This is a genomic window from Pantoea sp. S-LA4, from assembly GCF_054482835.1.
The window spans coordinates 2,790,385-2,817,059 of the sequence record NZ_JBTLRC010000002.1; the positions used below are offsets into that span (position 1 = coordinate 2,790,385).

Genomic DNA, 26,675 nt, shown 5'->3' on the forward strand with positions numbered 1-26,675 from the left:
GAGGTGGTTTTTCTCCACCACGGCACACTAAGCGCCATATTAAGACACTCCCGCGCTGAGCCTGCACCAAAAAAGGGCATTGGACGTTGCAACATTACCGCTTTGCACCGTTTCGCTTCTTCAGATGCTGGCACACTTTATGCTTGAGTAGATTGACAGCCTTTAACGTCTGCGAGGTGACGATGCTGAATATCAATCTCTCCGCTTCACCCTTTTTTGATGAGATGCTTCTGGCTGAAGGTGAGCACCGTGACCACTACGCCGCCTACTGGCAATGGCTGCAACAGGCTGATCATCAGGCTGTACAGCGCAAGCGGGAAGAAGCCGCCCTCCTGTTTCACCGGGTAGGTATTACCTTCAATGTCTACGATGACGATAATGGTGCTGAACGGTTGATCCCGTTCGACAGCGTGCCACGTATTATACCGGCCGCCGAATGGGCCATGCTCGATGCCGGCATTCGCCAGCGTGTGCAGGCACTCAATGCCTTTCTCTACGATATCTACCATGAACAACATATTCTGAAGGCGGGAATCATTCCGGCAGAACAGGTTCTGGCTAACGAACAGTATCAACCTTGTATGCAAGGGGTTGATCTTCACCGTAATATCTATGCGCATATTGTTGGCGTAGATATGGTGCGCAACAGTGATGGCGAATATTACGTCCTGGAAGATAACCTGCGTACCCCCTCCGGCGTCTCCTATATGCTGGAGAACCGTAAAATGATGATGCGGCTCTATCCGGAACTCTTTGCGCAGCAACGTATTGCTCCCGTAGAACGCTATCCGTCGCATCTGCTACAAACGCTTCGCGAAAGCTCACCCATTAACGATCCCACCGTGGTGGTATTGACCCCAGGCCGCTTTAACAGCGCATACTTCGAACACAGCTTCCTGGCCCAGCAGATGGGCGTTGAGCTGGTTGAAAGCGCCGACCTGTTCGTTAAGGATGGCATGCTGTTCATGCGCACAACTGCCGGGCCATGCCGAATACATGTCATCTATCGTCGGGTTGATGATGCCTTCCTCGATCCGCTGGCATTCCGCCCGGACTCCATGCTCGGCGTACCGGGACTGCTGTCGGTTTACCGGGCTGGCAATGTCGTCCTGGCCAACGCCATCGGCACTGGCGTAGCTGATGACAAATCAATCTATCCTTACGTACCGGATATGGTGCGCTTTTATCTGCAGGAAGAACCGATCCTCAATAACGTGCCAACCTGGCAGTGCAGACATAAAAATGAGCTGTCGTATGTGCTGGCCAACCTCGAAAAAATGGTCGTGAAAGAGGTTCACGGTGCTGGCGGTTACGGCATGTTGATTGGACCCGCCGCGAACAAAGCTGAGCTCGCCCACTTCCGTGACCTGTTGCTGGCTCGTCCGCAGAATTATATCGCGCAAAACACGCTGGCGTTGTCCACCTGTCCCACTTTTGTCAACGACGGCCTGGCCCCACGTCATATCGATCTCCGACCCTTTGCGCTGAGTGGTGCGGAGATTCGACTGGTGCCCGGCGGCCTTACCCGCGTAGCGTTGACGGAAGGTTCGCTGGTCGTCAATTCGTCACAGGGCGGCGGAACCAAGGACACCTGGGTACTGGAGGATGATATATGCTGAGCCGGACAGCCAGTGAACTCTATTGGATGGCCCGCTATCTGGAGCGGGCAGAAAATATCGCCAGGGTACTGGACGTCACCAACAAGCTGTCGATGATGCCAATCCGCAATGGGGGTAATCATGATCTGCTGGTACCGCTCAACCTGACCAGCACCAGCGAGCTGTATGCTGAGACCAACCTGACACTGACGATGCCCAATCTGGTCAGTTTTTTCGCCCTGGATAGCCGGAATTACAGCAGCATTTTTAGTTGTCTGCAGATGGGCTGGAACAACGCGCATGCGGTACGTGGCAGCCTGTCATCCGAAGTCTGGGAATGTATCAATGCCACCTGGATCGCGATGAAATCGATACGCCGTCAGGGCATAGGCTCAGACGGTGCCGATGCCTTCTTTGACTGGGTGAAAGAGCGATCTCATCTGTTCCGTGGTGCCATGTTCGGTACCCTGCTCCGCAGTGACGCGATGCACTTTATTCGTCTCGGGACGTTGCTGGAACGGGCTGATGGCACTGCCCGTCTGCTGGAGGTGAAAAACAGACTGATGGATATTGATGACGATCCGGTGCGCGAATATTACCGCATGGACACACTGCTGCAGGCGGTAAGCGCGCGCGAAGCCTACCATAGTATTTATAAGCAGCCGCTGAGCCGGGAGACCATCGCCGAACTGATGATCCTGCGCAACGAGCTGCCGCGTTCGTTGCTGGCGTGTATCAACGATATGGTTCAGCAACTGGAGCTGATAGGTGGCCGTGCAAACCAGCCACGCCGCCTGGCGCACATCCTGCACGCCGAGCTGCGCTTCAGTTCCATGAAAGACCTCAGCAGAATCGGGCTGAACAACTGGCTGGAAGCCTTTCTCGCCCAGTTAAACGAGATCGCCGAAAGTATTCATCACACTTATCTGGAGGCGCAATGAAACTTAGCATTGAGCACAACACGCATTATCGCTACGACCAGGCGGTGCAACGCAGTATCCAGTACCTGCGGCTGACGCCTCAGGAATCGTCTCATCAACGCATACTATCCTGGGAACTGACCTTACCGGATAAGGCGGTTTGCACCACTGATGCCTTCGGCAACATCATGCATGTGCTGACACTCGATGAACCGCATGAGTCCATCACCATTCAGGCACATGGCGTGGTGGAGATTGAACACGGCATTGAAGATCAGGCTCAGGGGCATCTGTCGCCGCTAGTTTTCCTGCGCCACAGTCCGCTGACCCAGCCCGATGCGGCGATTCAGGCTTTTGCCCTGCGCTATTATCAACCCCAGGCGATTCTGACCACCCTGGAAAATCTGATGGGAGACCTGCTGCTCAGGATGCCTTACACCCCTGGCTCTACCCTTGTGACCGACAGTGCCGCTGAGGCTTTCGCCGCCGGTAGTGGAGTGTGCCAGGATCATACTCATGTCTTTCTGAGCTGCTGCCGTAGCCTGAATATACCGGCACGCTACGTCAGCGGTTACCTGCACAGCAAAGATTCTGCACATGTCGCGACCCATGCCTGGGCCGAAGTTTGGGTGGAAGACCGCTGGCACTGCTTTGACATTACCAACAATATCCGTATACCTGATCAACATCTTAAACTTGCTGTGGGTATTGATTACCTGGATGCCTGTCCGGTACGCGGTTTACGCATTGGCGGTGGATACGAAGATATGTGCGCGATTGCCGCGGTACAAATGATGTAAATTGACCTGTAGCGACTTGCTGGTGGTGAAAACTTCATGCACGCTGATGGCGTGCAAATTTTTTTGAGGGGAGTGTGGTATGACCTATTGTGTGGCCATGCGCCTGTCATCCGGGCTGGTCTTTGCATCCGATTCACGTACCAATGCTGGGGTGGATCACATTTCCACCTTCCGTAAACTACATGTGTTTCATCAGGACGGCGATCGTACGCTGGTGCTTCAGACTGCCGGTAATCTGGCGACCACTCAAAGTATTATCAGTCTGCTGCGACACCGCAGCAGGAATGCCGATTGTCCCAATCTGCTGAATGCCGCCAGCCTTTACGAGGCCGCTTCTCTGGTCGGAGAGACGGTTCGTGAGGTGATCCAGCGTGACAGTGAGGCACAACAGAATGGCAGTACGACAGATTTCAGTTGCAACCTGCTGCTCGGCGGTCAAATCAACGGGGATGATATTGGTCTGTTCCATATTTACCCACAGGGTAATTTCATCGAAGCAACTCGCGATACGCCCTATTTCCAGATTGGTGAAAGCAAGTACGGCAAACCGATTATTGACCGGGTGCTGCACTACGACATGTCTCTGGAGCAAGCGATGCAATGCGCGCTGATTTCACTGGATTCGACCCTGCGCAGCAATCTCTCTGTTGGCCTGCCGCTCGACGTCATGATCTACCCTTGTGATAGCTTCAGCGATGCCCGGCAATACCGCATTACCGAAGACCATCCCTACTTCAGTACTATCCGTAAAGGCTGGGGAGAAGGCTTAGTCAGCACCTTCAAACAACTACCGCCGCTCCTTCTCTAGTCAGATAAGGCAATAAAGCCGGATTCAGGCAAAAGCGAACCCCCGAACATCCAGGCTGATGGGTTTTTACACCACTCTGTATCAATACTTTTTCTTCGTTGTGGCCGACGGGGCGGTCACTTAACCCGAAATAAACGCTGTTCACTCCACATTTTCCTTCTATCTACTGACATCCACTCCCCTTTACAGCCCCCGCCTAAACACGAAATAATAACCCCGCTACTTACGCCATCGAGCGCAGGCAGCATCTGACCAGCACTTCAACTTAGCGGACTCTTTATGACTAACGACATTCCCCTCAAGTACTACGACGTCGCAGATGAGTATGCGACCGAATCCGCTAAGCCGGTGAGCGATGCAGAACGCACACCGCTGGCGCACTACTTCCAGTTACTGATCACGCGTCTGATGAATAACGAGGAGATCAGTGAAGAGTCGCAGCAGGAGATGGCCACGGAAGCGGGCATCGATGCTGAGCGTATCGATGAGATCGCGACCTTCCTCAACCAATGGGGTAACGAGTAACCTTACCCGAATGCGCCGGGCGGTCAGCAGGTGACGATAGTGACCTTATCCGCCCGGATATACTCCCTGCGCCATAACCGCACCGCCAACGTCATCTCCCGCGCCCTTCCCCATTTCTCTGCCAGCCAACTCATCGTGAGCACTTTCACAGCCACAGATCCCTGATGGCCCGACATCCTTCAACACGTCTCCGGATTGCTCTCTTACCGGTCAGAAATTATCATTCACACGGATATAGTCTGCGCAGGCATTGTGCTTTACACTGCGCGCTGTAAAAACTGAGTAGATAAACGATTAAACAGGCGGTAATGGCGATGAACGGAACAATCACAACCTGGTTCAAAGATAAGGGTTTTGGTTTTATCAAAGATGAAAACGGTGAGAACCGCTATTTTCATGTGATTAAGGTCGCCAACCCTGATCTGATCAAGAAAGATGCTGCAGTGACCTTTGAACCCACCACCAATAACAAAGGCCTGTCGGCCTATGCGGTGAAAGTGGTGCCGGAAAGCAAATACATCTTTATCGCGGGTGAGCGCATCAAGATCACTGCGATCAAATCTTACCTGGTCTACAGCGAAGAAGTGCCGGTCGACACCCGCATCGATAAAGAGAATCCGGTGCTGTCGGTGGGCGTGCTGCTAAGCAACATCCGACCGAAATCAGACGTAAAGCCCGGTGAAATGCGTTCACTGAAGAAGCTGGCAATCACTACCTTTCAGGGTTCGACCTTAATCTTCACCGAAGATGAGATCGACATCGAGAGCACGGTGAAGCTGCTCAAGGGTCTCAAGTAATCTCTGGCTGGCCGGAATCCAGCCCCTGGCCCGCGCAGGATTTCGCCATCCCGCTTCCGACCTGGTGAAGCATAACCTCCCGTCCGCTATGTTGTGAGCTGCCTTAGCCTCAGTGATTCCCCGGTCAGCCTGCCCGCTGACGCCACTGAATAAGCTGCTTCAGAGAAAACCATCGCTATCAGCCGAAGCGAGAAAGGATCATCTTCCTAAAACCTTTTTCCAGGGTAGAATTAGTCACTTCCTTTAGACGTTGCCAATTTTTTTCTATTATCGCCGTTGGTGTTATTGATACGAAAAGGGGCTGAAATAAGGTATAAAGCCGCATGAAAATCCCAAACAGAATCCAGCCTCTGGTCGATGATGGCCTGATTGATGACGTGCTTCAGCGACTGAAAAGTGGCAAAGAAGCTGACGTCTACACCGTGTTATGCGGTGACAAGATCCAGTGCGCCAAAGTCTATAAAGAAGCCACGCAGCGTAGCTTCAAGCAGGCAGTGCAGTATCAGGAAGGACGTAAAACCCGTAACAGCCGCAGCGCCCGCGCCATGCAGAAAGGCTCGAAGTTTGGCCGTAAGCAGCAGGAGGAGTCGTGGCAGACGGCTGAAGTGGATGCGCTGTTCCGTCTGGCGAATGCCGGTGTGCGCGTGCCGCAGCCTTATCTCTGCATTGACGGTGTGTTATTGATGGAGCTGGTAACCGACGCCAATGGCTCAGTCGCGCCGCGCCTCAGCGATGTCACGCTCTCCGAAGAACAGGCGCTTACTGATTTCAACACCATGATCCGTAATATCGTGCGCATGTTATGTGCCGGTATCGTGCATGGCGATCTATCAGAGTTCAACGTGCTGCTTGACGATCAGGGCCCGGTGATTATCGACCTGCCGCAGGCAGTTGATGCCGCAGCCAACAACCACGCCGAATCGATGTTCGAGCGTGATGTTAACAATATCACCGCCTACTACGGTCAGTTCGCACCGCAGCTGTTGCAGACGCGCTATGCCAAAGAGATCTGGCTGCTGTATGAAGATGGCAAGCTGACGTCGGAAACACCGCTTACCGGGAAGTTTGTGGAAGAGGAGCGCGTGGTCGATATGGATTCTCTGATGGATGAGATCATCACTGCAGAAGATGAATATTACGAGCGCCAGCGCGCCAGCCGTGAGCGCGACGAAGAGTAACTGCATCAAAAAAGGCAGCGAGTCGCCTCGCTGCCTCTCAATTACCGCACTATTACCTCACTATCACAACGCCCTCACCGCACGATCACCGTCAGCGCAATCAGCGTTAAACCGATGATCATCACGCCGACAAACACTTTATCAATCCGGTCATTTTTCATCGTCGCCTCCCTAGAACCACTGACCAAAGCGGCGGATATATAAACGTTTCATGCCCTGCGCCACCAGGCAGTAGCTGAACAGCGTCAGCACCAGCCACGGGAAGTATTGCCATGGCAACGGCACCAGCCCGACCATCGCGCCCAGCGGTGAGAACGGAATCGCAATCCCCAGTGCCATTATCGCCAGCGTGGTCAGCATCACCGGCAAGGTGGCGCGACTCTGGATAAACGGAATCTTGCGGGTGCGCAGCATATGTACCACCAGCGTCTGAGAGAGCAGCCCCTCAATAAACCAGCCGGACTGGAACAGCGACTGCACACCAGCGTGGTTAGCCCCGAAGATGAACCACATCAGCGCAAAGGTAGTGACGTCAAAAATTGACGAGGTTGGTCCCATCCACAGCATAAAGCGTTTGATGTTACCGGCATCCCATTTGCGTGGCTGACGCAGAAAATCCCGGTCCACTTTGTCCCACGGCAGCGCCAGCTGGGAGACGTCATACATCAGGTTCTGAATCAGCAGATGAATCGACAGCATCGGCAGAAACGGAATAAAGGCGCTGGCGATCAGCAGCGAGAAGACGTTGCCAAAGTTCGAGCTGGCGGTCATGTTGAGGTACTTGATGATATTGCCAAAGGTTTCGCGTCCTTTCAGCACGCCCTCGCCCAGCACCTGCAGATCTTTCTCCAGCAGAATAATATCCGATGAGGCTTTCGCCACATCCGCCGCGCTGTCTACGGAAATACCGGTATCCGCCGCCCGCAGTGCCGGCGCGTCGTTGATGCCATCACCGAGAAAACCCACGGTATGACCATTCTGTTGCAGCAGGCGCACCACGCGGGATTTCTGCTGCGGCGTCAGCTGCGCAAACAGCGTGCAGCGTTCCGCCTCCTGCGCCAGTTGCGCATCGTCCATCGCCTCGATCTGATCACCGGTCAGCATTGCCGGATCGCGTAGCCCGACATCCTGGCAGACCCGCAGCGTAACCAGCGGGTTATCGCCGGTCAGCACTTTCACCGCGACGCCGTGGTCGCGCAGTGCCTGAATCGCTTTACCGGCGCTCGCTTTTGGCGGATCGCGGAAGGTCAGCAGCCCTTCCAGCGTCAGCTCCCGTTCGTCACTGTGGCTGAGCTGCGCCTGCAAATCGCCTTCGCGCGTCGCCACCAGCAATACCCGATAGCCCTGCTGGTTATAGCGTTGGGTCAGCGCCAGCAGTTCCGCCCGCAGGCGGTCATCCAGCGGAACGATCGCCTCGCCCTGGCGGATAGTGCTGCTCACCGCCAGCATCTCTTCCACTGCGCCTTTGCAAATCAGCAGCGAGCGATGGCGCGCGAGATCTTCCACCAGCACCGAAACCCGGCGGCGCTCGAAGTCGAACGGCAGCTCATCAACCAGGTGAAACTGGCTGCGCCGGGTCTGGCAGATCACTTTGTCGCCCGCCATCAGCACCGCCCGATCCATCAGATTTTTCGCGCCGCTCTGGCTACCGCTGTTTAGCCATCCCAGCAACAGCACCTCTCCATCTTCCTCTCCCTGCGGGTTGAGGTGGTGGGCCAGCAGAATGGTGTCCTGGGTCAGCGTGCCGGTTTTATCGGTGCACAGCACATCCATGGCACCCAGGTTCTGAATAGCGTTCAGCCGCTTCACGATCACTTTGCGCCGCGACATCGCAATCGCGCCTTTGGCCAGGTTGGCGCTGACAATCATCGGCAACATTTCCGGAGTCAGGCCGACCGCCACCGCCAGCGCAAACAGCGTGGCATCCATCCAGTCGCCTTTGGTGAAGCCGTTGATCAGCAGTACCACCGGCACCATCACCAGCATAAAGCGAATCAGTAACCGGCTGACGCTGTTAACCCCGCGATCAAAAGCGGTCTGGGGACGGCTTCCGGTCAGCGAGGCGGCCAGCGATCCAAACCAGGTTTCAGCGCCCGTCGCCACCACCACCGCGCTGGCCGTGCCGCTGGCGACGCTGGTGCCCATCAGACAAATGTTATTGAGCGTCAGTAACTCCTGGGCGGATTTGCCCTGCGGATCGACGGCGAGATTGCCGCTCTGTTTCTCTACCGGCAGCGATTCACCGGTCAGCACCGCTTCGCTGATAAACAGATTACGCGCACTCAGCAGCCGGACATCGGCAGGCACCTGATCGCCGGTACTTAACAGAATCACATCGCCCGGCACCAGTTCACGCATATCCACATCATGACGCTGCGCGGTGTCACTGACGGCTTCGCGCCGCAGCACCGTGACCTGGGTGCGCACCAGAGACTTCAGCGCCTGCGCCGCACGGTTGGTGCGAAACTCCTGCCAGAAGCGCAGCAGACCACTCAGCAGCACCATGGTGGTAATGATGATCACCCCGGAGAGATCGGTTTCCTGACCGGCCCGCAGCGGCAGCAGATAGTCAGTAAACAGACTCACCAGCGCCAGCACCAGTAAGACGTAAATAAACGGATTGTTGAAGGCCATCAGTAACTGAATCAGTGCCGGTGGCGCTTTTTCATGGGCGACCTCATTCGGGCCATACAGCGCCAGGCGGGCCGCCGCTTCGGTGTGGGTCAGGCCGTCCCGATCGCTACGCAGGTTCGCCAGCGTGACGTCGACAGGCTGGCCCGCTTCACGGGCAATCGCGAATAGTTTTTGATTTTTTTTGGTTGTACGGTTGGCGTCAGATTTGATCGCAACCTGTTCCAGTTTCATGTCGCTCATTTCGACATCTCCCTGATTTAAAGCAATAGTTGTCCTGCACGCCCAATAAGGCATGCGGAGAAAACCTGGCGTTGCCGGGTTATTTAAAAGGGTAACCTTGCGGGATCGTCCATATATCCCTCCTTTGTTCAGAAATAATGGGGCGCAGAAAGTCACGCGGCGCGAAATTAGCGCAACGTAATATCAGGCAGAAAGCGGAGATCGGGCGTAGCCTGGGCTACGCCAGACGAGGTGGAGGAAAAAGAGCCAGAATAAACATGAACATAATGCGCACTCACTCAGCTAACAGGGTGATGAAAAAGGAGCGCAATCGTGACGAAAAGAGAGGATTGCTGCCCGCCGGTTGGCAAGCAGCGAAGAAAATTCAGCTTGCCATAATAAAAATAAATTTAGGGTGACTGTCCAACTGAATTCTCCAGAAATAATTTGACGCTATTATAAAGAGAGGAAGGTCAGGGTAAAGCGGCAATAAGAAAAATCATCATTTCGTTGAGGTGCCGTTTCCGGAATAGACGCAGCGGCGCAACAAATATGTCACCTTCTTATAACCACAACCTTACTCTTATACCTTTTTGGCATATGATTAGCCCATATTCGACTATTCTTCGCATCGGCCCTTTCGTAAACTCGCGTAACTTTTTAAGGCAAGGAAATTTCATGAAAACTATAATTCCATCACTGCTGGCGCTGACGCTGGCTGCCGCCTTCTCTGCTCAGGCTGCGACACCAAAAGATACGCTGGTCATTGCGCAGTCTACTGACGATGCCGATAGCTTCGATCCGGCCAAAGGTTTTGAACTCACCAGCGTGCAGGCCTTCACCAATATTTATCAGCGTCTGGTCCAGTCCGACCCACAAAATCCGGTCGATCTGAAACCGACGCTGGCGACCTCCTGGCAGCCCGGCAGCGACAACCGCAGCCTGACCTTTGAACTGCGTAAAGACGCGAAATTCTCCACCGGCAATCCGCTGCGTCCGGAAGATGTGATCTTCTCGCTGGGCCGGGTAGTGAAACTGAATCTCGATCCCTCTTTCATCCTGACTCAGCTGGGCTGGACCAAAGATAACGTCGATGGCTTCCTGAAGAAAGTCGATGACAACCATGTGCAGATCAGCTGGACCGCCAACGTCAGCCCGACCTACGTGCTGAGCCTGCTGTCAGCGCCGGTTTCGTCAATCGTCGACGAGAAAACCGCGATGGCCAATCAGAAGAACGGCGATTTCGGTAACGGCTGGCTGGCGACCCATTCTGCCGGCAGCGGCCCGTACCAGATCCGTAAAGTGGTGATGCATCAGGTGGTGCTGCTGAGCGCGAACCCAACTTCGCCGGCTGGCGCACCAAAAATGAAGAACATCCTGATCAAGAACGTGCCGGAACCGGCGGCGCGTCGCCTGCTGCTGGAACAGGGTGATGCCGATATCGCCCGTAATCTCGGTGCTGACCAGATCGCAGCGCTCAACGGCAAACCGGGCGTGAAGACCGAAGCGATTCCAATGGCCTCGCTCTACTACATTCAGTTCAACATCGGTGCCAACGAGACGCTGATAAATCCGGCATTCTGGGAAGCGGCGCGCTACCTGTGGGATTACAAAGGCATCGCCAACGAGCTGCTGAAAGGCCAGTTCGACGTGCATCAGACCTTCCTGCCAAAAGGTTTCCTCGGCGCGATCAACGACACGCCATACAGCTACGATCCGGAAAAGGCCAAAGCGATTCTGAAGAAAGCGGGCCTGACCAACGTCAGCTTTAAACTCTCCACCAGCAACCAGCCGCCTTACCTCGACATCGCACAGGCGCTGCAGGGCAGCTTTGCCAAAGGTGGCGTGAAAGTTGAAGTGGTACCGGGCCTGAGCTCCGAAGTCTCCACCAACGTGAAAGCGCATAAGTATGAAGCGACGCTGAATGCCTGGGGTTCAGACTATTTCGATCCCAACACCAATGCCGCCTCTTTTGCCTATAACCCGGAAGATGGCAGCAAAACCATCGCCTTCCGTTCTGACTGGCACATTCCTGAGCTGAACAAGCAGGTGATTGCGGCGACCGCAGAAAGCGATCCGAAAAAACGCGTGGCGCTGTATGAAGCGATGCAGCGTGACGTGATGAAAAGCTCACCTTATGTGATTGGGATGCAGGCGAAAAACCTGATCGCCCTGCGCGACAACCTGAAAGGTTATGTGCAGGGCATTAACCCTGACATGGTCTATTACTCGCAGGTCACGAAGTAATGGCACAGTCTGTGACGACAGCCGGGTTCGCCCGGCTTTTTTGGCAACGTGGCGGACGGCTGATCGGCAGCCTGCTGTCGCTGCTGGTCACCCTGCTTGGCCTGCTCGCCTTCACCTTTATGCTGTCGCACCTGTCGCCGATCGATCCGGTGCAGCAGATCGCTGGCGATCACGCCAGTGAAGCGACCTACGCCCAGGTGCGCCACGATCTCGGGCTGGATCAGCCGGTGCTGGTGCAGTTCTGGCGCTATGTGTCCCATCTGGCCCAGGGCGACCTCGGCGTGTCGCGGCTGACCAATCAGTCCGTCAGCAGCGACCTGATGACCACCTTTCCCGCCACCATTGAGCTGGCCACCTGCGCGATGATCTTCGCCGTGGTGTTCGGCGTGACGCTGGCGCTGCTGGCGGCGTGGAAACCGGGTAGCTGGATCGATAATCTGGCGCGCTTTATCTCGCTGCTGGGCTATTCGGTGCCGGTGTTCTGGCTCGGCCTGCTCGGTCTGCTGCTGTTTTATGCGGTGCTGCACTGGTCTGCCGGTCCGGGACGGCTGGACGATATCTGGGTCTATACCCTGGAGCCGAAAACCGGCTTTGTGCTGATCGACAGCTGGCTGTCAGGTGAGCCGGAGATGTTCCGCAACGCTATTGCCCACCTCTGGCTGCCGGTGGTAATCCTCGGGCTGCTGGCGATGGCGGGCATTACCCGTCTGCTGCGCGCTGCGCTGCTGGAAGAGAGCAGCAAAGAGTATGTGGTACTGGCGCGGGCCAAAGGGGCCGGTCGGGTCCGCATCCTGCTGCGCCATATTTTCCCGAACGTGCTGGGCACGCTGGTGACGGTGATCGCCCTCTCCTACGCCACGCTGCTGGAAGGCTCGGTACTGACAGAAACCGTCTTCGCCTGGCCGGGTGTCGGCCGCTACATGACCAACGCCCTGTTCTCCGGCGATGTGCCGGCGATTCTCGGCTCTACCCTGTTGATCGGTAGCTGCTTTATTCTGATTAACACCCTGGCGGATGTTTTAACCTGGTTAACCGACCCGAGAACCCGATGACGCAACAACTCTCTGAACTCGAAACGCTGCGGCCACGCCGTCGTCGTCAACGCGTGACCTCGTTAACCGTTGGGCTGACGCTGGTGGCAATCCTGATCCTGATGGCGCTGCTGGCACCGCTGATTGCGCCGTTCGATCCCAATCTGCAAACCATGTCGAGCCGTCTGCTGGCGCCGTCAGCACAGCACTGGTTCGGCACCGACGGCTTTGGCCGCGATCTGCTGTCGCGGGTGATTTACGGTGCCCGTCCGACCCTGCTGCTGGTGTCGCTGATTCTGGTGCTGACCATACCGGCCGGGCTGCTGATCGGCATTACCGCCGGTTACGTTGGCGGCTGGACGGAACGCCTGCTGATGCGGATTACCGATATCTTCCTGTCGCTGCCCAATCTGGTGATTGCGCTGGCGCTGGTGGCGATTCTCGGTCCTGGCCTGATGAACGGCGCGCTGGCGCTGGCGCTGACCAGCTGGCCGCCGTTTGCCCGTCAGGCGCGCGCCGAAACGCTGGCGCTGCGACGGAGCGACTACCTCGCCGCGGCACGGATGCAGGGCATCACCGGCTTTCGCCTGATGTTCGGCCACATTCTGCCGCTCTGTCTGCCGACCGCCGTGGTGCGTGCCGCGCTGAGCCTGGGCGGCATCATTCTTGCCGCGGCCGGTCTCGGCTTCCTGGGTATGGGCGTTCAGCCGCCAACCGCCGAATGGGGTTCGATGGTGGCCGAAGGCAGTAAAGTGATCTTCGACCAGTGGTGGGTCGCCGCCGCACCGGGCGCCGCCATTCTGTTTGCCAGCCTGGCCTTTAACCTGACAGGCGACGGCCTGCGCGACCGACTGGATACCCGTCATGCCAGATAAACTGCTACACGCCGAAGGGCTGACCATTCGTAGCGACGATGCGCTGCTGGTCGATAATATTGGTTTTACCATTGGCCGCGAGCGCGTAGCGCTGGTCGGTGAGTCCGGTTCCGGCAAGTCACTGACCGCCCGCAGCCTGATGGGCTTACTGTCGCCCGCGCTGCATCTGCAGGCCAGCCAGCTCCAGGTGGCCGGCGAAAATGCGCTGACGCTGAGCGAGCGTCACTGGAGCCAGCTGCGCGGCAACCGCGTGGCGATGGTGATGCAGGACCCGAAGTATGCGCTGAACCCGACGCGTACTATTGGCTGGCAGGTTGAAGAGCCGCTGATCCTGCACCGTCGTCTGAGCCGTGCCGAACGCAAAGAGAAAGTGTGCGAGATGCTGGATGCGGTCGGCCTGCCCGATCCGCGTCAGCTGATGAATCAGTATCCGCACCAGCTCTCTGGCGGCATGGGCCAGCGCGTGATGCTGGCGATCGCCCTGATTACCGATCCCGATTTCCTGATTGCCGATGAACCAACCTCGGCGCTCGATCATGCGATGCGCGATCAGGTGCTGGCGCTGATTCGCGGTCTGGTGGAAGCGCGCAACATGGGGCTGCTGCTGATCAGTCACGATTTGCAGCAGGTGTCGGAACACTGTGAGCGGGTGATGGTGATGTACAAAGGCCGTCTGCTGGATACCCTGCCCGCCGCTGAACTGCCGCGAGCAACCCATCCTTATACCCGCACGCTGTGGGCCTGCCGTCCGGGCAAAGCAACCCACGGTCAGGTGCTGCCGGTGCTGGATCGCGCGGCGCTGGAGGCCAGTCATGATTAAGTTGCAGGATCTCAGCGTCGCCCATAAGCAGGGCTACGAGTTGCGCACCGTGGTGCACGAGGTCAGCCTGGAGGTGAATGCCGGAGAATGTTTTGGTCTGGTGGGTCCTTCCGGCTGCGGGAAGTCATCGCTGCTGTGGGTGCTGGCGGGTCTGAATCCTCACTGGCAGGGCCGGATGCAGTTAGCCGGTCATCAGGTTGAGCCGGGCAAAGCCTTTACCGGCGCGCTGCGTCAGGAAGTGCAGATGGTATTCCAGGACCCTTATGCTTCGCTGCACCCGCGTCACCGGCTGCGCCGTACCCTGGCGGAGCCGCTGAAGCTGCTTAAACGCGACAATATCAACGATCGCATCGATCAGGGCTTTCGTCACGTCGGGCTCGATCCGACGCTGGCCGATCGCTATCCGCATCAGCTTTCCGGCGGTCAGCGTCAGCGCGTGGCGATAGTCCGCGCCCTGCTGTTGCAGCCGAAGATCCTGCTGCTGGATGAGCCAACCTCGGCGCTGGATATGTCGGTGCAGGCGGAGATCCTCAACCTGCTGAACGATCTCAAGCGTCAGGATGGCTTAACCATGGTGCTGGTGAGCCACGATCCGGACGTGATCGATCACATGTGCGATCGCGCGGTACGGATGGCGCAGGGCCGCATCATCGAACAGATCGGTGCCTGACAACTGCCGGACGGTCCCTGCCGTCCGTCCGGCGTTGACGGCTGCAGCGACTGTAAAGTTCCGCTGCGGATCGAGTCGCTAATCTCCGCCTGCAGCAGCATGCTGCGGGTTGCCGTCATCAACACCGCTGCGCTTTGCCCTCTTCTGCGCCTGTCACCCGGCGAACATTTCACGGTGGTATCGTCTTATCCAGACAACCCTGCGCCAGCTTCCTTATCCCGCAGGTAAAGCTCACTGTTGCGCAAAGAGTCAGCCGTGGTGATGCGTTCAGTTAGTGCATCCTGCGCAATATTGTCATCTGACGGGTGCGGTATACTCGCCGCCATCTTGTAACGGAAGGAAAAGAAAATGACGGTTAAACTGCGTCCGCTTGAGCGGGAAGATCTGCACTTTGTGCATCAGTTAGACAACAACGCCAGCGTGATGCGCTACTGGTTCGAGGAGCCGTATGAGGCTTTTGTTGAACTGTCGGATCTCTACAACAAGCACATTCACGATCAGACTGAACGGCGCTTTGTGGTGGAGCACAGCGGGCAGAAAGCGGGACTGGTTGAGCTGGTCGAGATCAATCATGTTCATCGCCGCGCCGAGTTTCAGATCATCATCGATCCGGCGCATCAGGGCAAAGGCCTGGCGACCCAGGCGGCTAAACTGGCGATGGATTACGGCTTCTCGGTGCTGAATCTCTATAAGCTCTACCTGATTGTCGATCAGGAGAATGAGAAGGCGATCCACATCTATACCAAGCTCGGCTTCGAGATCGAAGGCGTGCTGAAGCATGAATTTTTTATTAACGGGGAATACCGTAACACCATCCGCATGTGCATTTTCCAGCATCAGTATCTGGAGCGCCATAAAACGCCAGGCGGAATGGTGAAGCCAACCGCGCAGTAATCAGCCGCGCGCGCCGACCGGGTTCATAAACGGACGTGGATGCTCTGGCTTGAGGTCGTACATGCCGCCGTAGAAGGGATCGACCAGCAGCCAGCCGGGGAAACCGCCCAGCGGAATGTTGCCCAGCAAATACCACAGGTTCGCGCGTGCTTCGATCGGCATCGTCACCGGCACATAGCCAGGACTCTCCAGCATCAGCAGATAGTGTTTCTTGCCGAAGTAGCGACCGGTGGATTTCGCCAGCTCAACGGTCTGCGGCGTGAAACCCTGTGCGACCGCGAAACCGCGTTCATCCTGCACGGTAAAGCGCGCACCCTGCGGCAGCGAGTCGATGCGGACCAGTTGGGTTTCATTGCCGACAATGGTGGCACAGCCGCTAAGCAGCAGTGCGGCGGCCAGAGCCAGAATTCGCTGTTTCATGAAGGGTTCCGCAAAAAGGTCAGGAAGCACAGTGTAAACCGCCCTTCCCGCCTTTTCACGCGCCTCAATCGGGCTATCATCGCCCGATTCAGCCATCTTATTGCGGTTGACAAGCGTGCGCGATAGCCGCGATGTCCTGGGGGGAGGTGCGACAGCAGCCGCCGATCAGCTTCGCGCCCGCCTGTTGCCACTCATCCAGCTTGTCGTGCAGGGTGCAGCCCGACGGCGCTGAATGCCAGGTTTTGCTGCTGGCGTCATACTGTTCGCCGGAGTTGGGATAGACCACCAGCGGCTTGCTGGTCAGCGACTGGAGCTGCTGCAGCGCTGGCGTCACGCTCTCCAGCGCTACGCAGTTGACGCCCAGCGCCACCACCTGCGGCTGAGTGTTCAGCCAGGCGACCACCTCTGACAGCGGCGTTCCATCGCTGATATGGCCCGCGTCGCGCAGCGTAAACGAGAACCAGGCGGCGCTGTGCGGAAATTCGGTCAGCAGTTTTGCCAGCGCCTGCGCTTCAGCAAAGGATGGCAGCGTTTCGCAGGCCAGCAGATCGGCTCCGGCCTCCAGCAGCGCCGCGATGCGCGGGCGATGAAACGCCATCATCTCCGCTTCCGGCAGCGCGTAGTCGCCGCGATACTCCGATCCATCCGCCAGAAATGCCCCGTAAGGCCCGACCGATCCCGCCACCAGCAGGGTTTTCTCCTGAGATTGCGTCGCCAGATAATCTTCGCGCGCGCGCCGCGCAAGTGCAACGCTCTGCGCAATCAACGCCAGCGACTGCGCCTGATCCAGCCCGCGTGTGGCAAAGCCCTGCGGCGTTGCCTGATAGCTGGCGGTAATCGCACAGCGTGCGCCGGCGACAAAATAGTCGTAGTGCACCTGATAGATCAGTTCTGGATTCTCCATCAGCACTTTGGCTGACCACAGCGCATCGGCCAGCTGGCAGCCACGCGCTTCCAGTTCGGTGGCCAGCGCGCCATCGAGGATCAGCAGCGGCGATTCAGACAGAGCCTGCGCGACAGGATTATGCGACATCATTAGCCTCCTCAGGCTTTGGCGATGATTTGTGGGTCAGATGGTAAGCGGCATAGCAGAGAAGCACAAACGGAATGCCGCACCACAGGGCGATGCGCTGGGTCGGATCGAACGCCAGGCCGACGCAGGCCAGCAGACAGAGCAGAAACCCGAGCACCGGCGTCAGCGGATAGAGCGGCGCACGGTAGGCCAGTTGCGCCAGCGATTTTCCCTGCTGCAGATGACGGCGACGGAAGATAAAATGGGAAGCGCAGATGCTGAGCCAGACGGCGACCACCGCAAAGCCGGAAATCGCCGACAGCGCCACAAACACCGTATCCGGCGCGACCACGCTGGAGATCAGCGCCAGCAATCCGCCAATCATGCTGACGGTAATCGCCAGCAGCGGTACGCCGCGCTGATTCACCCGGGCAAAAGCGCGCGGCAGGGTATTTTCATTCGCCAGCGACCAGAGCATCCGGCCGGAGGCATAGAGTCCGGAGTTGGCGGCTGACAGAATGGCGGTCAGGATAACAAAGTTGATGATATCCGCCGCCCAGGGCACGCCGATCTTTTCAAACACCAGCACAAACGGACTTTTAACGATCCCGGCCTGATCCATCGGGATCAGCGCTGCCAGTACAAACACCGTGCCGATAAAGAAGATGATCAGCCTGGCTACGGTGGTGCGGATCGCCAGCGGCAGCACTTTCTCTGGCTGCTGGGTTTCACCGGCCGCGATGCCAATCAGTTCGGTGCCGGAGAAGGCAAAGTTCACCGCCACCATGGTCATCAGGATCGGCAACACGCCGTTCGGCAGCCAGCCGTGCGCGGTGATATTGCTCAGACCCGGCGCGGGCGTGCCATCTTTCATCGGGATGAAGCCGAACATCGCGGCACCGCCCAGCACGATGAAGGCAACGATAGTGATCACTTTGATCAGCGAGAACCAGAACTCCCCTTCCGCGAAGAAGCGGGTCGAGATGACATTCAGCAGATAGATTGCACAGCAGAACACCAGGCACCAGATCCAGACCGGGATCTGCGGAAACCAGTACTGCATACAGAAGCCCGCCGCCGTCAGGCTGGAGCCCAGCGCCACGGTCCATGTCAGCCAGTAGAGCCAGGCTACGGTGTAACCGGTTGCCGGGCTGAGATAGCGCGCCGCGTAAACGTGGAAGGCGCCGGTTTCCGGCATCGCCACAGAGAGCTCGCCGAGGCAGACCATCACCAGCCACACCACTAACGCGCCAATCAGGTAAGCCAGCAGGGTTCCGGCCGCGCCGGTGGTGGAGATAATGTAGCCGGTGTTAAAAAACAGCCCGGTGCCAATGACGCCGCCCAGCGATAACATCACCAGATGGCGCACTTTCATGGTGCGTTTGAATTGATCCTGCGCGGGGTTTTGCTGTTCGCTCATCACTTTTATCCGTATGGACGTCTAAACATCTATAGTGAAGAGTTTTATACGCGTCACAGGCGGAAATTGCAATGGACTGGCGGGATGGGAGGATAACCGATGCGTTCAGTGCCCCGTCGCGGCGGGGCCTGATGCGTTAGCCGAAAACGCTCTGTAAATAGCGTTCCAGCGCCATGCGGGAACTGAATCCGTGCGGGATGCCGTAGTGTTCCTGTGAATCACCCGCCAGGTAGAGAGGGAATTGGGTGTAGTGATCGCAGGTCTTCATTTCAGAAGCCGGTTCAGCGAACGGCTGGCTCTTCTCTTTCAGTGTCGGGTGAATCACCAGCGCCGTGCGCCCCATGCGCGCTTCGCGATTCACATAAACGTAGTTGTCACCCCGGCGATAGCCATACGCCCGTGGCGTTATTTCGTCTACTTCAAAACCCGCTTTTTCCAGTACGCGCGCTACCTCATCTGGTCGTAAATACATGCTCGATCCTCTCCTCTTTCAAAAGCTTCGCAACCTTACAACAGCATGACAGAGTGGGCATTCGGAATTTTCCCTAAAGGCCACTCTCGCGTCTCGTTTATCTCAAGGTCGTCTACACTAGTATTACGTTTTAAAACAAAGGGAGCCAAAAAATGTTTAATCGAACCGTAAAAAACGATGACATTGATATCAATCAGGATGTTAACGAACTCGCTGATTCACTTGAAGCACTGCTGAAATCTTACGGCAGTGATGCCAAAGATGAAGTGGACTCCGCACGCAGCCAGGCAGAAGCTCTGCTGAAACAGACTCGCGCAAAACTGAACGGCGGCAGCAACCGTGTGGCGCAGGTCGCCCGTGATGCCGGTACACAGGTTGATACCTATGTGCATGATAAGCCGTGGCACGGTGTCGGCGTCGGTGCCGCCATCGGTCTGGTGTTTGGTGTACTGCTGGCTTCACGCCGCTAAAACGCCTCCACCTTCTCTGAGCCTCGCCCTGTGCGGGGCTTTTTTATGCCCATTTTTTGAGCGCCAATATTTACAAATCATTTTTTCGGCCCTGAAGGCGCAGCGTCACTGGCTTTGTCCCGCTCCGGCAAATGCAAATCTCAAAACCCTATATCTGGTGGGCTTGACCCAATAAAACGCTACATCTAGTATTTACCTCATCAGCACGACAGTCGATGTCCGCCCAGACGAAGCCCGATATTTACCACTTCTGCTTCGTTTCCCGGCATCAGAACCGCATACAGAGGGAAATACGAATCATGCGCATTATTATTTACACTAAAGATAATTGTGTCCAGTGCAACGCCACTAAAAATGCCATGGACCGTCAGGGCATCGCCTATCAACTGATCAATCTGGATAACCAGCCAGAAGCGATCGACAACCTGAAAACGCTGGGCTATCGCCAGGTGCCGGTGGTGATGGCCGATGATGATCACTGGAGCGGCTTCCGCCCGGATAAAATCGCCTCGCTGCGCCAGCTCTCTGCTGTCGGAGGCTAAGGCGATGTTCCCACTGGTCTACTTTTCCAGCCAGTCGGAAAACACCCACCGCTTCATCCTGCGCCTGGGCTTGCCGGCCCGGCGCATTCCGCTCGATGCTAAACAGCAGTTACACACCAGCCAGCCTTACATTCTGGTGGTGCCGAGCTATGGCGGGGGCAGTAGCCGTGGCGCAGTGCCGCGCCAGGTGATCCAGTTTCTGAATGATGAAGGCAACCGCCGCGGGATTCGTGGGGTGATAGCCGCCGGTAACCGTAATTTCGGTGCCGGTTACTGCCTGGCCGGCAGCATCATTGCAAAAAAATGTCAGGTTCCCTGCCTCTATCGTTTTGAGCTGATGGGAACCCCCGACGATATCGCGAAAGTTAAAGCGGGAGTAACCCAATTTTGGCAACAACAGATACCCTCAACGCCGTGACGCTGGATTACCACGCGCTTAACGCCATGCTCAACCTGTACGATGCCGACGGCCGGATTCAGTTCGATAAGGATCAGGAAGCGACGCGTCAGTTTTTCCTGCAGCATGTGCAGCCCAATACGGTGCCTTTCGCCACTACCGCTGAGCGGTTGCGCTACCTGGTGGCGGAAGGTTATTACGAAGCGGAGGTGCTGAACCAGTACGATTTCGACTTCCTGCTGGCGCTGCATGAGGTGGCGGATAACCGCGGCTTTGAATTTAAAACCTTTCTCGGTGCCTGGAAATATTACACCAGCTACACGCTGAAGACCTTTGACGGCAAACGCTATCTCGAAACCTTTGAGCAGCGCGCCTGCATGGTGGCGCTGACGCTGGCGCAGGGTGACGAAAACCTGGCGCGTTTGCTGCTGGAAGAGATGCTCAGCGGTCGGTTCCAGCCTGCGACGCCAACCTTCCTTAACTGCGGTAAGCAACAGCGCGGCGAACTGGTCTCCTGCTTCCTGCTGCGTATTGAAGACAATATGGAGTCGATTGGCCGGGCGGTGAACTCGGCGTTACAGCTGTCGAAACGCGGCGGCGGCGTCGCCTTCCTGCTGTCGAACCTGCGCGAGGCGGGCGCACCGATCAAACGCATCGAAAATCAGTCATCGGGCGTGATCCCGGTAATGAAAATGCTGGAAGATGCTTTCTCCTACGCCAATCAGCTCGGCGCGCGTCAGGGCGCAGGCGCGGTATGGCTTAACGCTCACCATCCCGACATTTTCCGTTTCCTTGACACCAAACGCGAAAATGCCGATGAGAAGATCCGCATCAAAACCCTGTCGCTCGGCGTGGTGATCCCCGATATCACCTTCCAGCTGGCGAAAGAGAACAAGCCGATGGCACTGTTCTCACCCTATGACGTGGAGCGTATCTACGGCCAGGCGTTTGGCGATATCAGCATCAGCGAAAAATATGACGAGATGCTGGCGGATGCGCGTATCCGTAAAACCTATATTCAGCCGCGTGATTTCTTCCAGACGCTGGCTGAGATTCAGTTCGAGTCCGGCTATCCCTACATTATGTTTGAGGACAGCGTGAACCGCAGTAACCCGATCGCCGGTCGCATCAATATGAGTAACCTCTGCTCCGAGATTCTGCAGGTGAACAGCGCCAGCGAGTACTTTGACGATCTCAGCTACCGCCGGATTGGCAAAGATATCTCCTGTAACCTCGGCTCGCTGAATATTGCCCACGCGATGGATTCGCGAGACCTGGCGCGCACCGTTGATGTGGCCGTGCGCGCTCTGACCTCGGTTTCCATGATGAGCGAGATCGGCTCGGTACCGTCGGTAGCCGAAGGTAACCGTCGCTCACATGCGATTGGTCTCGGTCAGATGAATCTGCACGGCTATCTGGCGCGTGAAGGCATGGCCTACGGCTCGCCGGAAGCGCTCGACTTCACCAATCTCTACTTCTATTGCATCACCTATTACGCGCTGCGCACCTCGAACCAGCTGGCTCGCGAACGTCAGCAGAGCTTCGACGGTTTTGCTGACTCGCAGTACGCCAGCGGTCGCTATTTCGATAAATACATTCAGCGTGAATGGCGTCCGCGCACCGAACGCGTCGCGCAACTGTTTGCGGATGCCGGTATTACGCTGCCGACCCAGGCGGACTGGCAGGCGCTGCGTGACGCGGTGATGCAGCACGGTCTGTTTAATCAGAACCTGCAGGCGATTCCGCCGACCGGTTCGATCTCCTATATCAACCATGCGACATCGAGCATTCATCCGATCGTCTCGCGCATTGAGATCCGCAAAGAGGGCAAAACCGGTCGCGTTTATTATCCCGCGCCGTTTATGACCAACGACAATCTCGATCTCTATCAGGATGCGTATCAGATTGGGCCGGAAGCGATTATTGATACCTACGCCGAAGCCACGCAGCACGTCGATCAGGGCCTGTCGCTGACGCTGTTCTTCCGCGATGACGTCACCACGCGTGACATCAACAAAGCGCAGATTTACGCGTGGAAAAAAGGCATCAAAACGCTCTATTACATTCGCCTGCGCCAGATGGCGCTACAAGGCACAGAGGTTCAGGGCTGCGTCTCCTGCGCACTGTGATAAAAACTATGCAACTAAAACAGATTCAGGCAATTAACTGGAACCGGATTCAGGATGAGAAAGATCTTGAGGTCTGGAACCGTCTCACCAGCAACTTCTGGCTACCGGAAAAGGTGCCGCTCTCCAACGATCTGCCCGCCTGGCAGACGCTGGATAACCAGCAGCAACAGCTGACCATCCGCGTCTTCACTGGCCTGACGTTGCTCGACACCATTCAGAATGTGATTGGCGCGCCGGGGCTAATGGAGGATGCGCTGACGCCACACGAAGAGGCGGTGCTGTCGAACATCAGCTTTATGGAGGCGGTTCATGCCCGCTCCTACAGTTCGATCTTCTCGACCCTGTGTAATACGCAGGATGTCGATGCGGCCTACCAGTGGAGCGAAGAGAATGTGCCGCTGCAAAACAAAGCGCGCATCATTCTTGAGCACTACCGGGCAGATGATCCGCTGAAGAAAAAAATCGCCAGCGTGTTTCTGGAGTCGTTTCTGTTCTACTCCGGCTTCTGGCTGCCGATGTACTGGTCAAGCCGCGGCAAGCTGACCAATACCGCCGATCTGATCCGTCTGATTATTCGTGATGAGGCGGTCCACGGTTACTACATCGGTTATAAGTTCCAGAAAGCGCTGGAAACCGCTGACGATCTGCGTCGCGAGGAGCTGCAACAGTTCGCTTACGACCTGCTGCTGGCGCTGTATGAGAATGAAGTCGCCTATACCGAAGCGCTCTATGCTGATGTCGGCTGGGTCGAAGAGGTGAAAACCTTTTTGCACTATAACGCCAACAAGGCGCTGATGAACCTGGGTTATGAGGCACTGTTCCCGGCGGAACTCACGGCGGTGAATCCGGCTATCCTGTCTGCGCTTTCACCGAACGCGGATGAAAACCACGATTTCTTCTCCGGTTCCGGCTCTTCCTATGTGATGGGTAAAGCGGTCGAAACCGAAGACGAAGACTGGAACTTCTGATCCCTGCCGGGCGTGCTGCCACCGCGCCCGGACCTTACCGGTTATCCCCTTCCCTGCCCGCCAGTTGCGGTTTAGTTGAGCAGATGGCAGCTCGTGCCGCCTCGCGAAACCCTTTTTTTCGCTGCACTTCAGCCGGTCAAAAGAGTTTTTGAACAGTGGCGATTATTCACCTGAAATTTGCGATTATTCAGATAATTATTTTACGCTGTCAGACGCCATTATTTCGGTAATATTTCCCGTTTGCAGGCGCTAATTTCCCGCCTTTGCGGCCGAAAACCGGCCAGAAGGCCAATAATTTCCACTTCCTTTCATAAAAAATTAATCTGCGCTGATCCCTTGTGAGCACTGGCGATAATCGGCATCAGCCCGCCAGCGGCTACGCCAATATCCGCCATCAGGGTTGTCAGATAATCTCAGTATGCTACGGTATGGCCTGCTCAAATTTCAGCGGGACAGGCAGAATAATATTAAATAATTTAACCAGGATTTAATGACTGCATGGCAATAAAACTCGAAGTAAAGAACCTCTATAAGATATTTGGCGACAATCCGGATCGCGCATTTAAATATATTGAACAGGGTGCAACCAAAGATGTGATTCTGGAGAAGACCGGTCTTTCTCTCGGAGTAAAGAACGCCAGTCTGGCCATTGAAGAAGGCGAGATATTCGTCATCATGGGGTTATCCGGTTCAGGAAAATCGACCATGGTTCGCCTTCTCAATCGTCTGATAGAGCCGACACGCGGCCAGGTGATTATTGATGGTGTCGATATTGCGAAAATATCGGATAGCGAACTGCGCGAAGTTCGCCGAAATAAAATCAGCATGGTATTCCAGTCATTTGCTTTGATGCCGCATATGAATGTCATAAATAATACCGCCTTCGGCATGGAATTAGCCGGAATAGCGCTGGCTGAACGGCAGGAAAAAGCATTAGAGGCGTTACGCCAGGTTGGCCTGGAGAATTATGCTCATGCTTACCCGGATGAACTTTCCGGCGGCATGCGTCAGCGTGTTGGATTAGCCCGCGCGCTGGCGATTAATCCCGACATATTATTAATGGATGAAGCCTTCTCTGCGCTGGACCCGTTGATTCGAACCGAAATGCAGGATGAGCTGGTCAATTTACAGGCCCGCCATCAGCGCACCATCGTCTTTATTTCCCACGATCTGGATGAAGCGATGCGTATTGGCGATCGTATTGCCATTATGCAGGGCGGCGAAGTGGTGCAGGTCGGCACACCCGATGAGATCCTGAATAATCCCGCCAATGACTACGTGCGCACTTTCTTCCGCGGCGTCGATATCAGCCACGTCTTCAGCGCCAAAGATATCGCCCGTCGCAGCGCCGGCGCGTTAATCCGCAAAGCGGCCGGTTTTGGTCCACGCTCCGCCATCAAACTGCTACAGGATGAAGATCGCGATTACGGCTACGTGCTGGAGAAGCAGAAATTCATCGGTGTGGTCTCCACGGATTCACTGAAAGCGGCGCTGGCAGCTGGCGAAGGGCTGGACAGCGCGCTGCTCGACGCACCCGCGGCGGTTCCTGCCGATACCTCACTCAACGATTTGCTCTCTCACGTTGCTCAGGCACCCTGCGCGGTGCCGGTGGTCGGAGAAGAAAATCAGTACGTCGGTATCATTTCCAAAAGCACGCTGTTGCGCGCATTAGATCGTGAAGGAGCCCAGCCATGAGTCAGGAAACCAGCAATCCGTGGGATACCGCCAGTGCTGCTCCCGCCAGCAGCCAGGCCGCACCGGCCACCAGCGGCGGCGCTGACGCCTGGGGCGCGCCGGATGGCAGCGCGACACCGGATGCCGCCAGCAGTGACTGGCTGCACAGCGCACCGGCGGCCCAGCCAGAACATTTCAATCTTCTGGACCCGTTTCACAAAACCTGGATACCGCTCGATCACTGGGTGACTAACGGTATCGACTGGGTAGTGAATCACTTTCGTCCGCTGTTCCAGGGGATTCGGGTACCGGTCGATTATATTCTTAGCGCGTTCCAGCAACTGCTGCTGGGGATGCCCGCGCCGGTAGCCATCCTGGTCTTCGCGCTGATCGCCTGGCAGATTGCCAGCCCGGCAATGGGGATCGCAACGCTGATTTCGCTGGTGCTGATTGGTGCGATTGGTGCCTGGTCGCAGGCGATGGTGACGCTGGCGCTGGTTCTCACCGCGCTGCTGTTCTGTATCCTGATCGGCCTGCCGCTGGGGATCTGGCTGGCCCGCAGTCAGCGCGCCGCACGCATTGTCAGGCCGCTGCTGGATGCGATGCAGACCACACCCGCCTTCGTTTATCTGGTGCCGATTGTCATGCTGTTTGGTATCGGCAACGTGCCTGGCGTGGTGGTCACCATTATCTTTGCCCTGCCGCCGATTGTGCGTCTGACGATTCTCGGGATTAAGCAGGTGCCTGCCGACCTGATCGAAGCGAGTGAATCCTTCGGTGCCAGTCCGCGTCAGCTGCTGTTTAAAGTGCAGCTGCCGCTGGCGATGCCGACCATTATGGCGGGCGTTAACCAGACCCTGATGCTGGCGCTGTCGATGGTGGTGATTGCCTCGATGATTGCCGTCGGCGGTCTGGGCCAGATGGTCCTGCGCGGTATTGGCCGTCTCGATATGGGTCTGGCGACCGTCGGCGGCGTCGGCATTGTGATCCTCGCCATCATCCTCGATCGTCTGACTCAATCCTTTGGCCGTGATAACCGCAGCCGTGGCAACCGTCACTGGTACCACAGCGGCCCGATTGGCCTGATCCTCTCTCCGTTTCGTAAGAAATGAGTTTTCGGGCGGCACCCGCGTGTCGCCCGCTCGCAAAAAATAA

Annotated in this window: 26 protein-coding genes; 20 read left to right on the plus strand and 6 right to left on the minus strand. The window is 56.6% G+C overall.

The window, feature by feature from the left end:
• The first annotated feature begins 182 nt into the window (after nucleotides 1-182).
• The 7 genes from ACX3P5_RS13840 to ACX3P5_RS13870 all read left to right on the plus strand — a co-directional run bounded on the left by ACX3P5_RS13840 (nucleotide 183) and on the right by ACX3P5_RS13870 (nucleotide 6,626).
• A complete protein-coding gene (locus ACX3P5_RS13840) occupies nucleotides 183-1,619 on the plus strand; it encodes a circularly permuted type 2 ATP-grasp protein (protein WP_458969187.1) in 1,437 nt (478 codons plus the stop codon).
• Entirely contained in the window at nucleotides 1,613-2,539 is a 927-nt protein-coding gene (locus ACX3P5_RS13845) for an alpha-E domain-containing protein (RefSeq protein ID WP_458968853.1), read from the plus strand. Before ACX3P5_RS13840 ends, ACX3P5_RS13845 begins: the two co-directional genes overlap by 7 nt.
• The gene (locus ACX3P5_RS13850) at nucleotides 2,536-3,318 is read left to right on the plus strand and encodes a transglutaminase family protein (protein WP_458968854.1); all 783 of its coding nucleotides are present in this window, start codon (nucleotides 2,536-2,538) and stop codon (nucleotides 3,316-3,318) included. The genes ACX3P5_RS13845 and ACX3P5_RS13850 overlap by 4 nt, the downstream gene beginning before the upstream one ends.
• A 79-nt stretch (nucleotides 3,319-3,397) precedes the next feature.
• A complete protein-coding gene (locus tag ACX3P5_RS13855; RefSeq protein ID WP_458968855.1) occupies nucleotides 3,398-4,126 on the plus strand; it encodes a peptidase in 729 nt (242 codons plus the stop codon).
• Between the two features lie 279 nt (nucleotides 4,127-4,405).
• Complete coding sequence (locus ACX3P5_RS13860) at nucleotides 4,406-4,651, plus strand: DUF2543 family protein (RefSeq protein WP_094119791.1); 246 nt, start codon at nucleotides 4,406-4,408, stop codon at nucleotides 4,649-4,651.
• A 308-nt stretch (nucleotides 4,652-4,959) separates the two neighbouring features.
• Nucleotides 4,960-5,448, plus strand: coding sequence for a cold-shock protein (locus ACX3P5_RS13865; protein WP_031378050.1), 489 nt, complete (start codon nucleotides 4,960-4,962; stop codon nucleotides 5,446-5,448).
• A gap of 323 nt (nucleotides 5,449-5,771) precedes the next feature.
• Complete coding sequence (locus ACX3P5_RS13870; RefSeq protein WP_458968856.1) at nucleotides 5,772-6,626, plus strand: PA4780 family RIO1-like protein kinase; 855 nt, start codon at nucleotides 5,772-5,774, stop codon at nucleotides 6,624-6,626.
• A 74-nt stretch (nucleotides 6,627-6,700) separates the two neighbouring features.
• Here the strand turns inward: ACX3P5_RS13870 and mgtU are convergent, their stop codons facing one another.
• Together mgtU and mgtA are read right to left on the minus strand one after the other, a co-directional pair.
• Nucleotides 6,701-6,787, minus strand: a complete 87-nt coding sequence (mgtU, locus tag ACX3P5_RS13875; protein ID WP_442956310.1) for a magnesium transporter protection protein MgtU — start codon at nucleotides 6,785-6,787, stop codon at nucleotides 6,701-6,703.
• A 10-nt stretch (nucleotides 6,788-6,797) separates the two neighbouring features.
• Nucleotides 6,798-9,500: a magnesium-translocating P-type ATPase gene (gene mgtA, locus ACX3P5_RS13880; RefSeq protein WP_458968857.1), complete on the minus strand. Its 2,703-nt coding sequence runs from the start codon at nucleotides 9,498-9,500 to the stop codon at nucleotides 6,798-6,800.
• Nucleotides 9,501-10,157: 657 nt separating this feature from the next.
• Here mgtA and ACX3P5_RS13885 point away from each other — a divergent pair.
• The 6 genes from ACX3P5_RS13885 to speG all read left to right on the plus strand — a co-directional run bounded on the left by ACX3P5_RS13885 (nucleotide 10,158) and on the right by speG (nucleotide 16,016).
• Nucleotides 10,158-11,726: an ABC transporter substrate-binding protein gene (locus ACX3P5_RS13885; protein ID WP_458968858.1), complete on the plus strand. Its 1,569-nt coding sequence runs from the start codon at nucleotides 10,158-10,160 to the stop codon at nucleotides 11,724-11,726.
• Nucleotides 11,726-12,778, plus strand: a complete 1,053-nt coding sequence (locus tag ACX3P5_RS13890; RefSeq protein ID WP_094119796.1) for an ABC transporter permease — start codon at nucleotides 11,726-11,728, stop codon at nucleotides 12,776-12,778. The genes ACX3P5_RS13885 and ACX3P5_RS13890 overlap by 1 nt, the downstream gene beginning before the upstream one ends.
• The gene (locus ACX3P5_RS13895; protein ID WP_094119797.1) at nucleotides 12,775-13,632 is read left to right on the plus strand and encodes an ABC transporter permease; all 858 of its coding nucleotides are present in this window, start codon (nucleotides 12,775-12,777) and stop codon (nucleotides 13,630-13,632) included. The genes ACX3P5_RS13890 and ACX3P5_RS13895 overlap by 4 nt, the downstream gene beginning before the upstream one ends.
• Nucleotides 13,622-14,452, plus strand: a complete 831-nt coding sequence (locus ACX3P5_RS13900; protein ID WP_458968859.1) for an ABC transporter ATP-binding protein — start codon at nucleotides 13,622-13,624, stop codon at nucleotides 14,450-14,452. The genes ACX3P5_RS13895 and ACX3P5_RS13900 overlap by 11 nt, the downstream gene beginning before the upstream one ends.
• Nucleotides 14,445-15,122 (plus strand): ABC transporter ATP-binding protein, encoded by a 678-nt coding sequence (locus tag ACX3P5_RS13905; protein ID WP_233987337.1) that lies wholly within the window; start codon nucleotides 14,445-14,447, stop codon nucleotides 15,120-15,122. Before ACX3P5_RS13900 ends, ACX3P5_RS13905 begins: the two co-directional genes overlap by 8 nt.
• 348 nt (nucleotides 15,123-15,470) lie before the next feature.
• Nucleotides 15,471-16,016, plus strand: a complete 546-nt coding sequence (gene speG, locus ACX3P5_RS13910) for a spermidine N1-acetyltransferase (protein WP_003850356.1) — start codon at nucleotides 15,471-15,473, stop codon at nucleotides 16,014-16,016.
• Here the strand turns inward: speG and ACX3P5_RS13915 are convergent, their stop codons facing one another.
• The 4 genes from ACX3P5_RS13915 to ACX3P5_RS13930 all read right to left on the minus strand — a co-directional run bounded on the left by ACX3P5_RS13915 (nucleotide 16,017) and on the right by ACX3P5_RS13930 (nucleotide 19,340).
• Nucleotides 16,017-16,436 (minus strand): hypothetical protein, encoded by a 420-nt coding sequence (locus tag ACX3P5_RS13915; protein WP_262287603.1) that lies wholly within the window; start codon nucleotides 16,434-16,436, stop codon nucleotides 16,017-16,019.
• A gap of 97 nt (nucleotides 16,437-16,533) precedes the next feature.
• Nucleotides 16,534-17,469: a homocysteine S-methyltransferase gene (gene mmuM, locus ACX3P5_RS13920; protein WP_233988131.1), complete on the minus strand. Its 936-nt coding sequence runs from the start codon at nucleotides 17,467-17,469 to the stop codon at nucleotides 16,534-16,536.
• On the minus strand, nucleotides 17,459-18,871 hold the full coding sequence (mmuP, locus tag ACX3P5_RS13925; protein WP_458968860.1) for an S-methylmethionine permease: 1,413 nt from the start codon (nucleotides 18,869-18,871) through the stop codon (nucleotides 17,459-17,461). The genes mmuM and mmuP overlap by 11 nt, the downstream gene beginning before the upstream one ends.
• Nucleotides 18,872-19,004: 133 nt before the next feature.
• Entirely contained in the window at nucleotides 19,005-19,340 is a 336-nt protein-coding gene (locus tag ACX3P5_RS13930; protein WP_031376461.1) for a DUF2002 family protein, read from the minus strand.
• A 152-nt stretch (nucleotides 19,341-19,492) separates the two neighbouring features.
• On the opposite strand from ACX3P5_RS13930, the gene ACX3P5_RS13935 reads away from it, so the two are divergent.
• From ACX3P5_RS13935 to proW, 7 genes are all read left to right on the plus strand, one after another.
• Entirely contained in the window at nucleotides 19,493-19,810 is a 318-nt protein-coding gene (locus tag ACX3P5_RS13935) for a DUF883 family protein (RefSeq protein WP_233987334.1), read from the plus strand.
• Between the two features lie 299 nt (nucleotides 19,811-20,109).
• Nucleotides 20,110-20,352 (plus strand): glutaredoxin-like protein NrdH, encoded by a 243-nt coding sequence (nrdH, locus tag ACX3P5_RS13940; protein ID WP_233987333.1) that lies wholly within the window; start codon nucleotides 20,110-20,112, stop codon nucleotides 20,350-20,352.
• Between the two features lie 4 nt (nucleotides 20,353-20,356).
• Nucleotides 20,357-20,770, plus strand: coding sequence for a class Ib ribonucleoside-diphosphate reductase assembly flavoprotein NrdI (gene nrdI, locus ACX3P5_RS13945; protein WP_094119807.1), 414 nt, complete (start codon nucleotides 20,357-20,359; stop codon nucleotides 20,768-20,770).
• Nucleotides 20,740-22,878, plus strand: coding sequence for a class 1b ribonucleoside-diphosphate reductase subunit alpha (gene nrdE, locus ACX3P5_RS13950; RefSeq protein WP_458968861.1), 2,139 nt, complete (start codon nucleotides 20,740-20,742; stop codon nucleotides 22,876-22,878). The genes nrdI and nrdE overlap by 31 nt, the downstream gene beginning before the upstream one ends.
• An 8-nt stretch (nucleotides 22,879-22,886) precedes the next feature.
• The gene (gene nrdF, locus ACX3P5_RS13955) at nucleotides 22,887-23,846 is read left to right on the plus strand and encodes a class 1b ribonucleoside-diphosphate reductase subunit beta (RefSeq protein WP_233987331.1); all 960 of its coding nucleotides are present in this window, start codon (nucleotides 22,887-22,889) and stop codon (nucleotides 23,844-23,846) included.
• Between the two features lie 498 nt (nucleotides 23,847-24,344).
• On the plus strand, nucleotides 24,345-25,541 hold the full coding sequence (proV, locus tag ACX3P5_RS13960) for a glycine betaine/L-proline ABC transporter ATP-binding protein ProV (protein WP_336755788.1): 1,197 nt from the start codon (nucleotides 24,345-24,347) through the stop codon (nucleotides 25,539-25,541).
• Complete coding sequence (gene proW, locus ACX3P5_RS13965; RefSeq protein ID WP_458968862.1) at nucleotides 25,538-26,632, plus strand: glycine betaine/L-proline ABC transporter permease ProW; 1,095 nt, start codon at nucleotides 25,538-25,540, stop codon at nucleotides 26,630-26,632. The genes proV and proW overlap by 4 nt, the downstream gene beginning before the upstream one ends.
• Nucleotides 26,633-26,675: the final 43 nt, after the last annotated feature.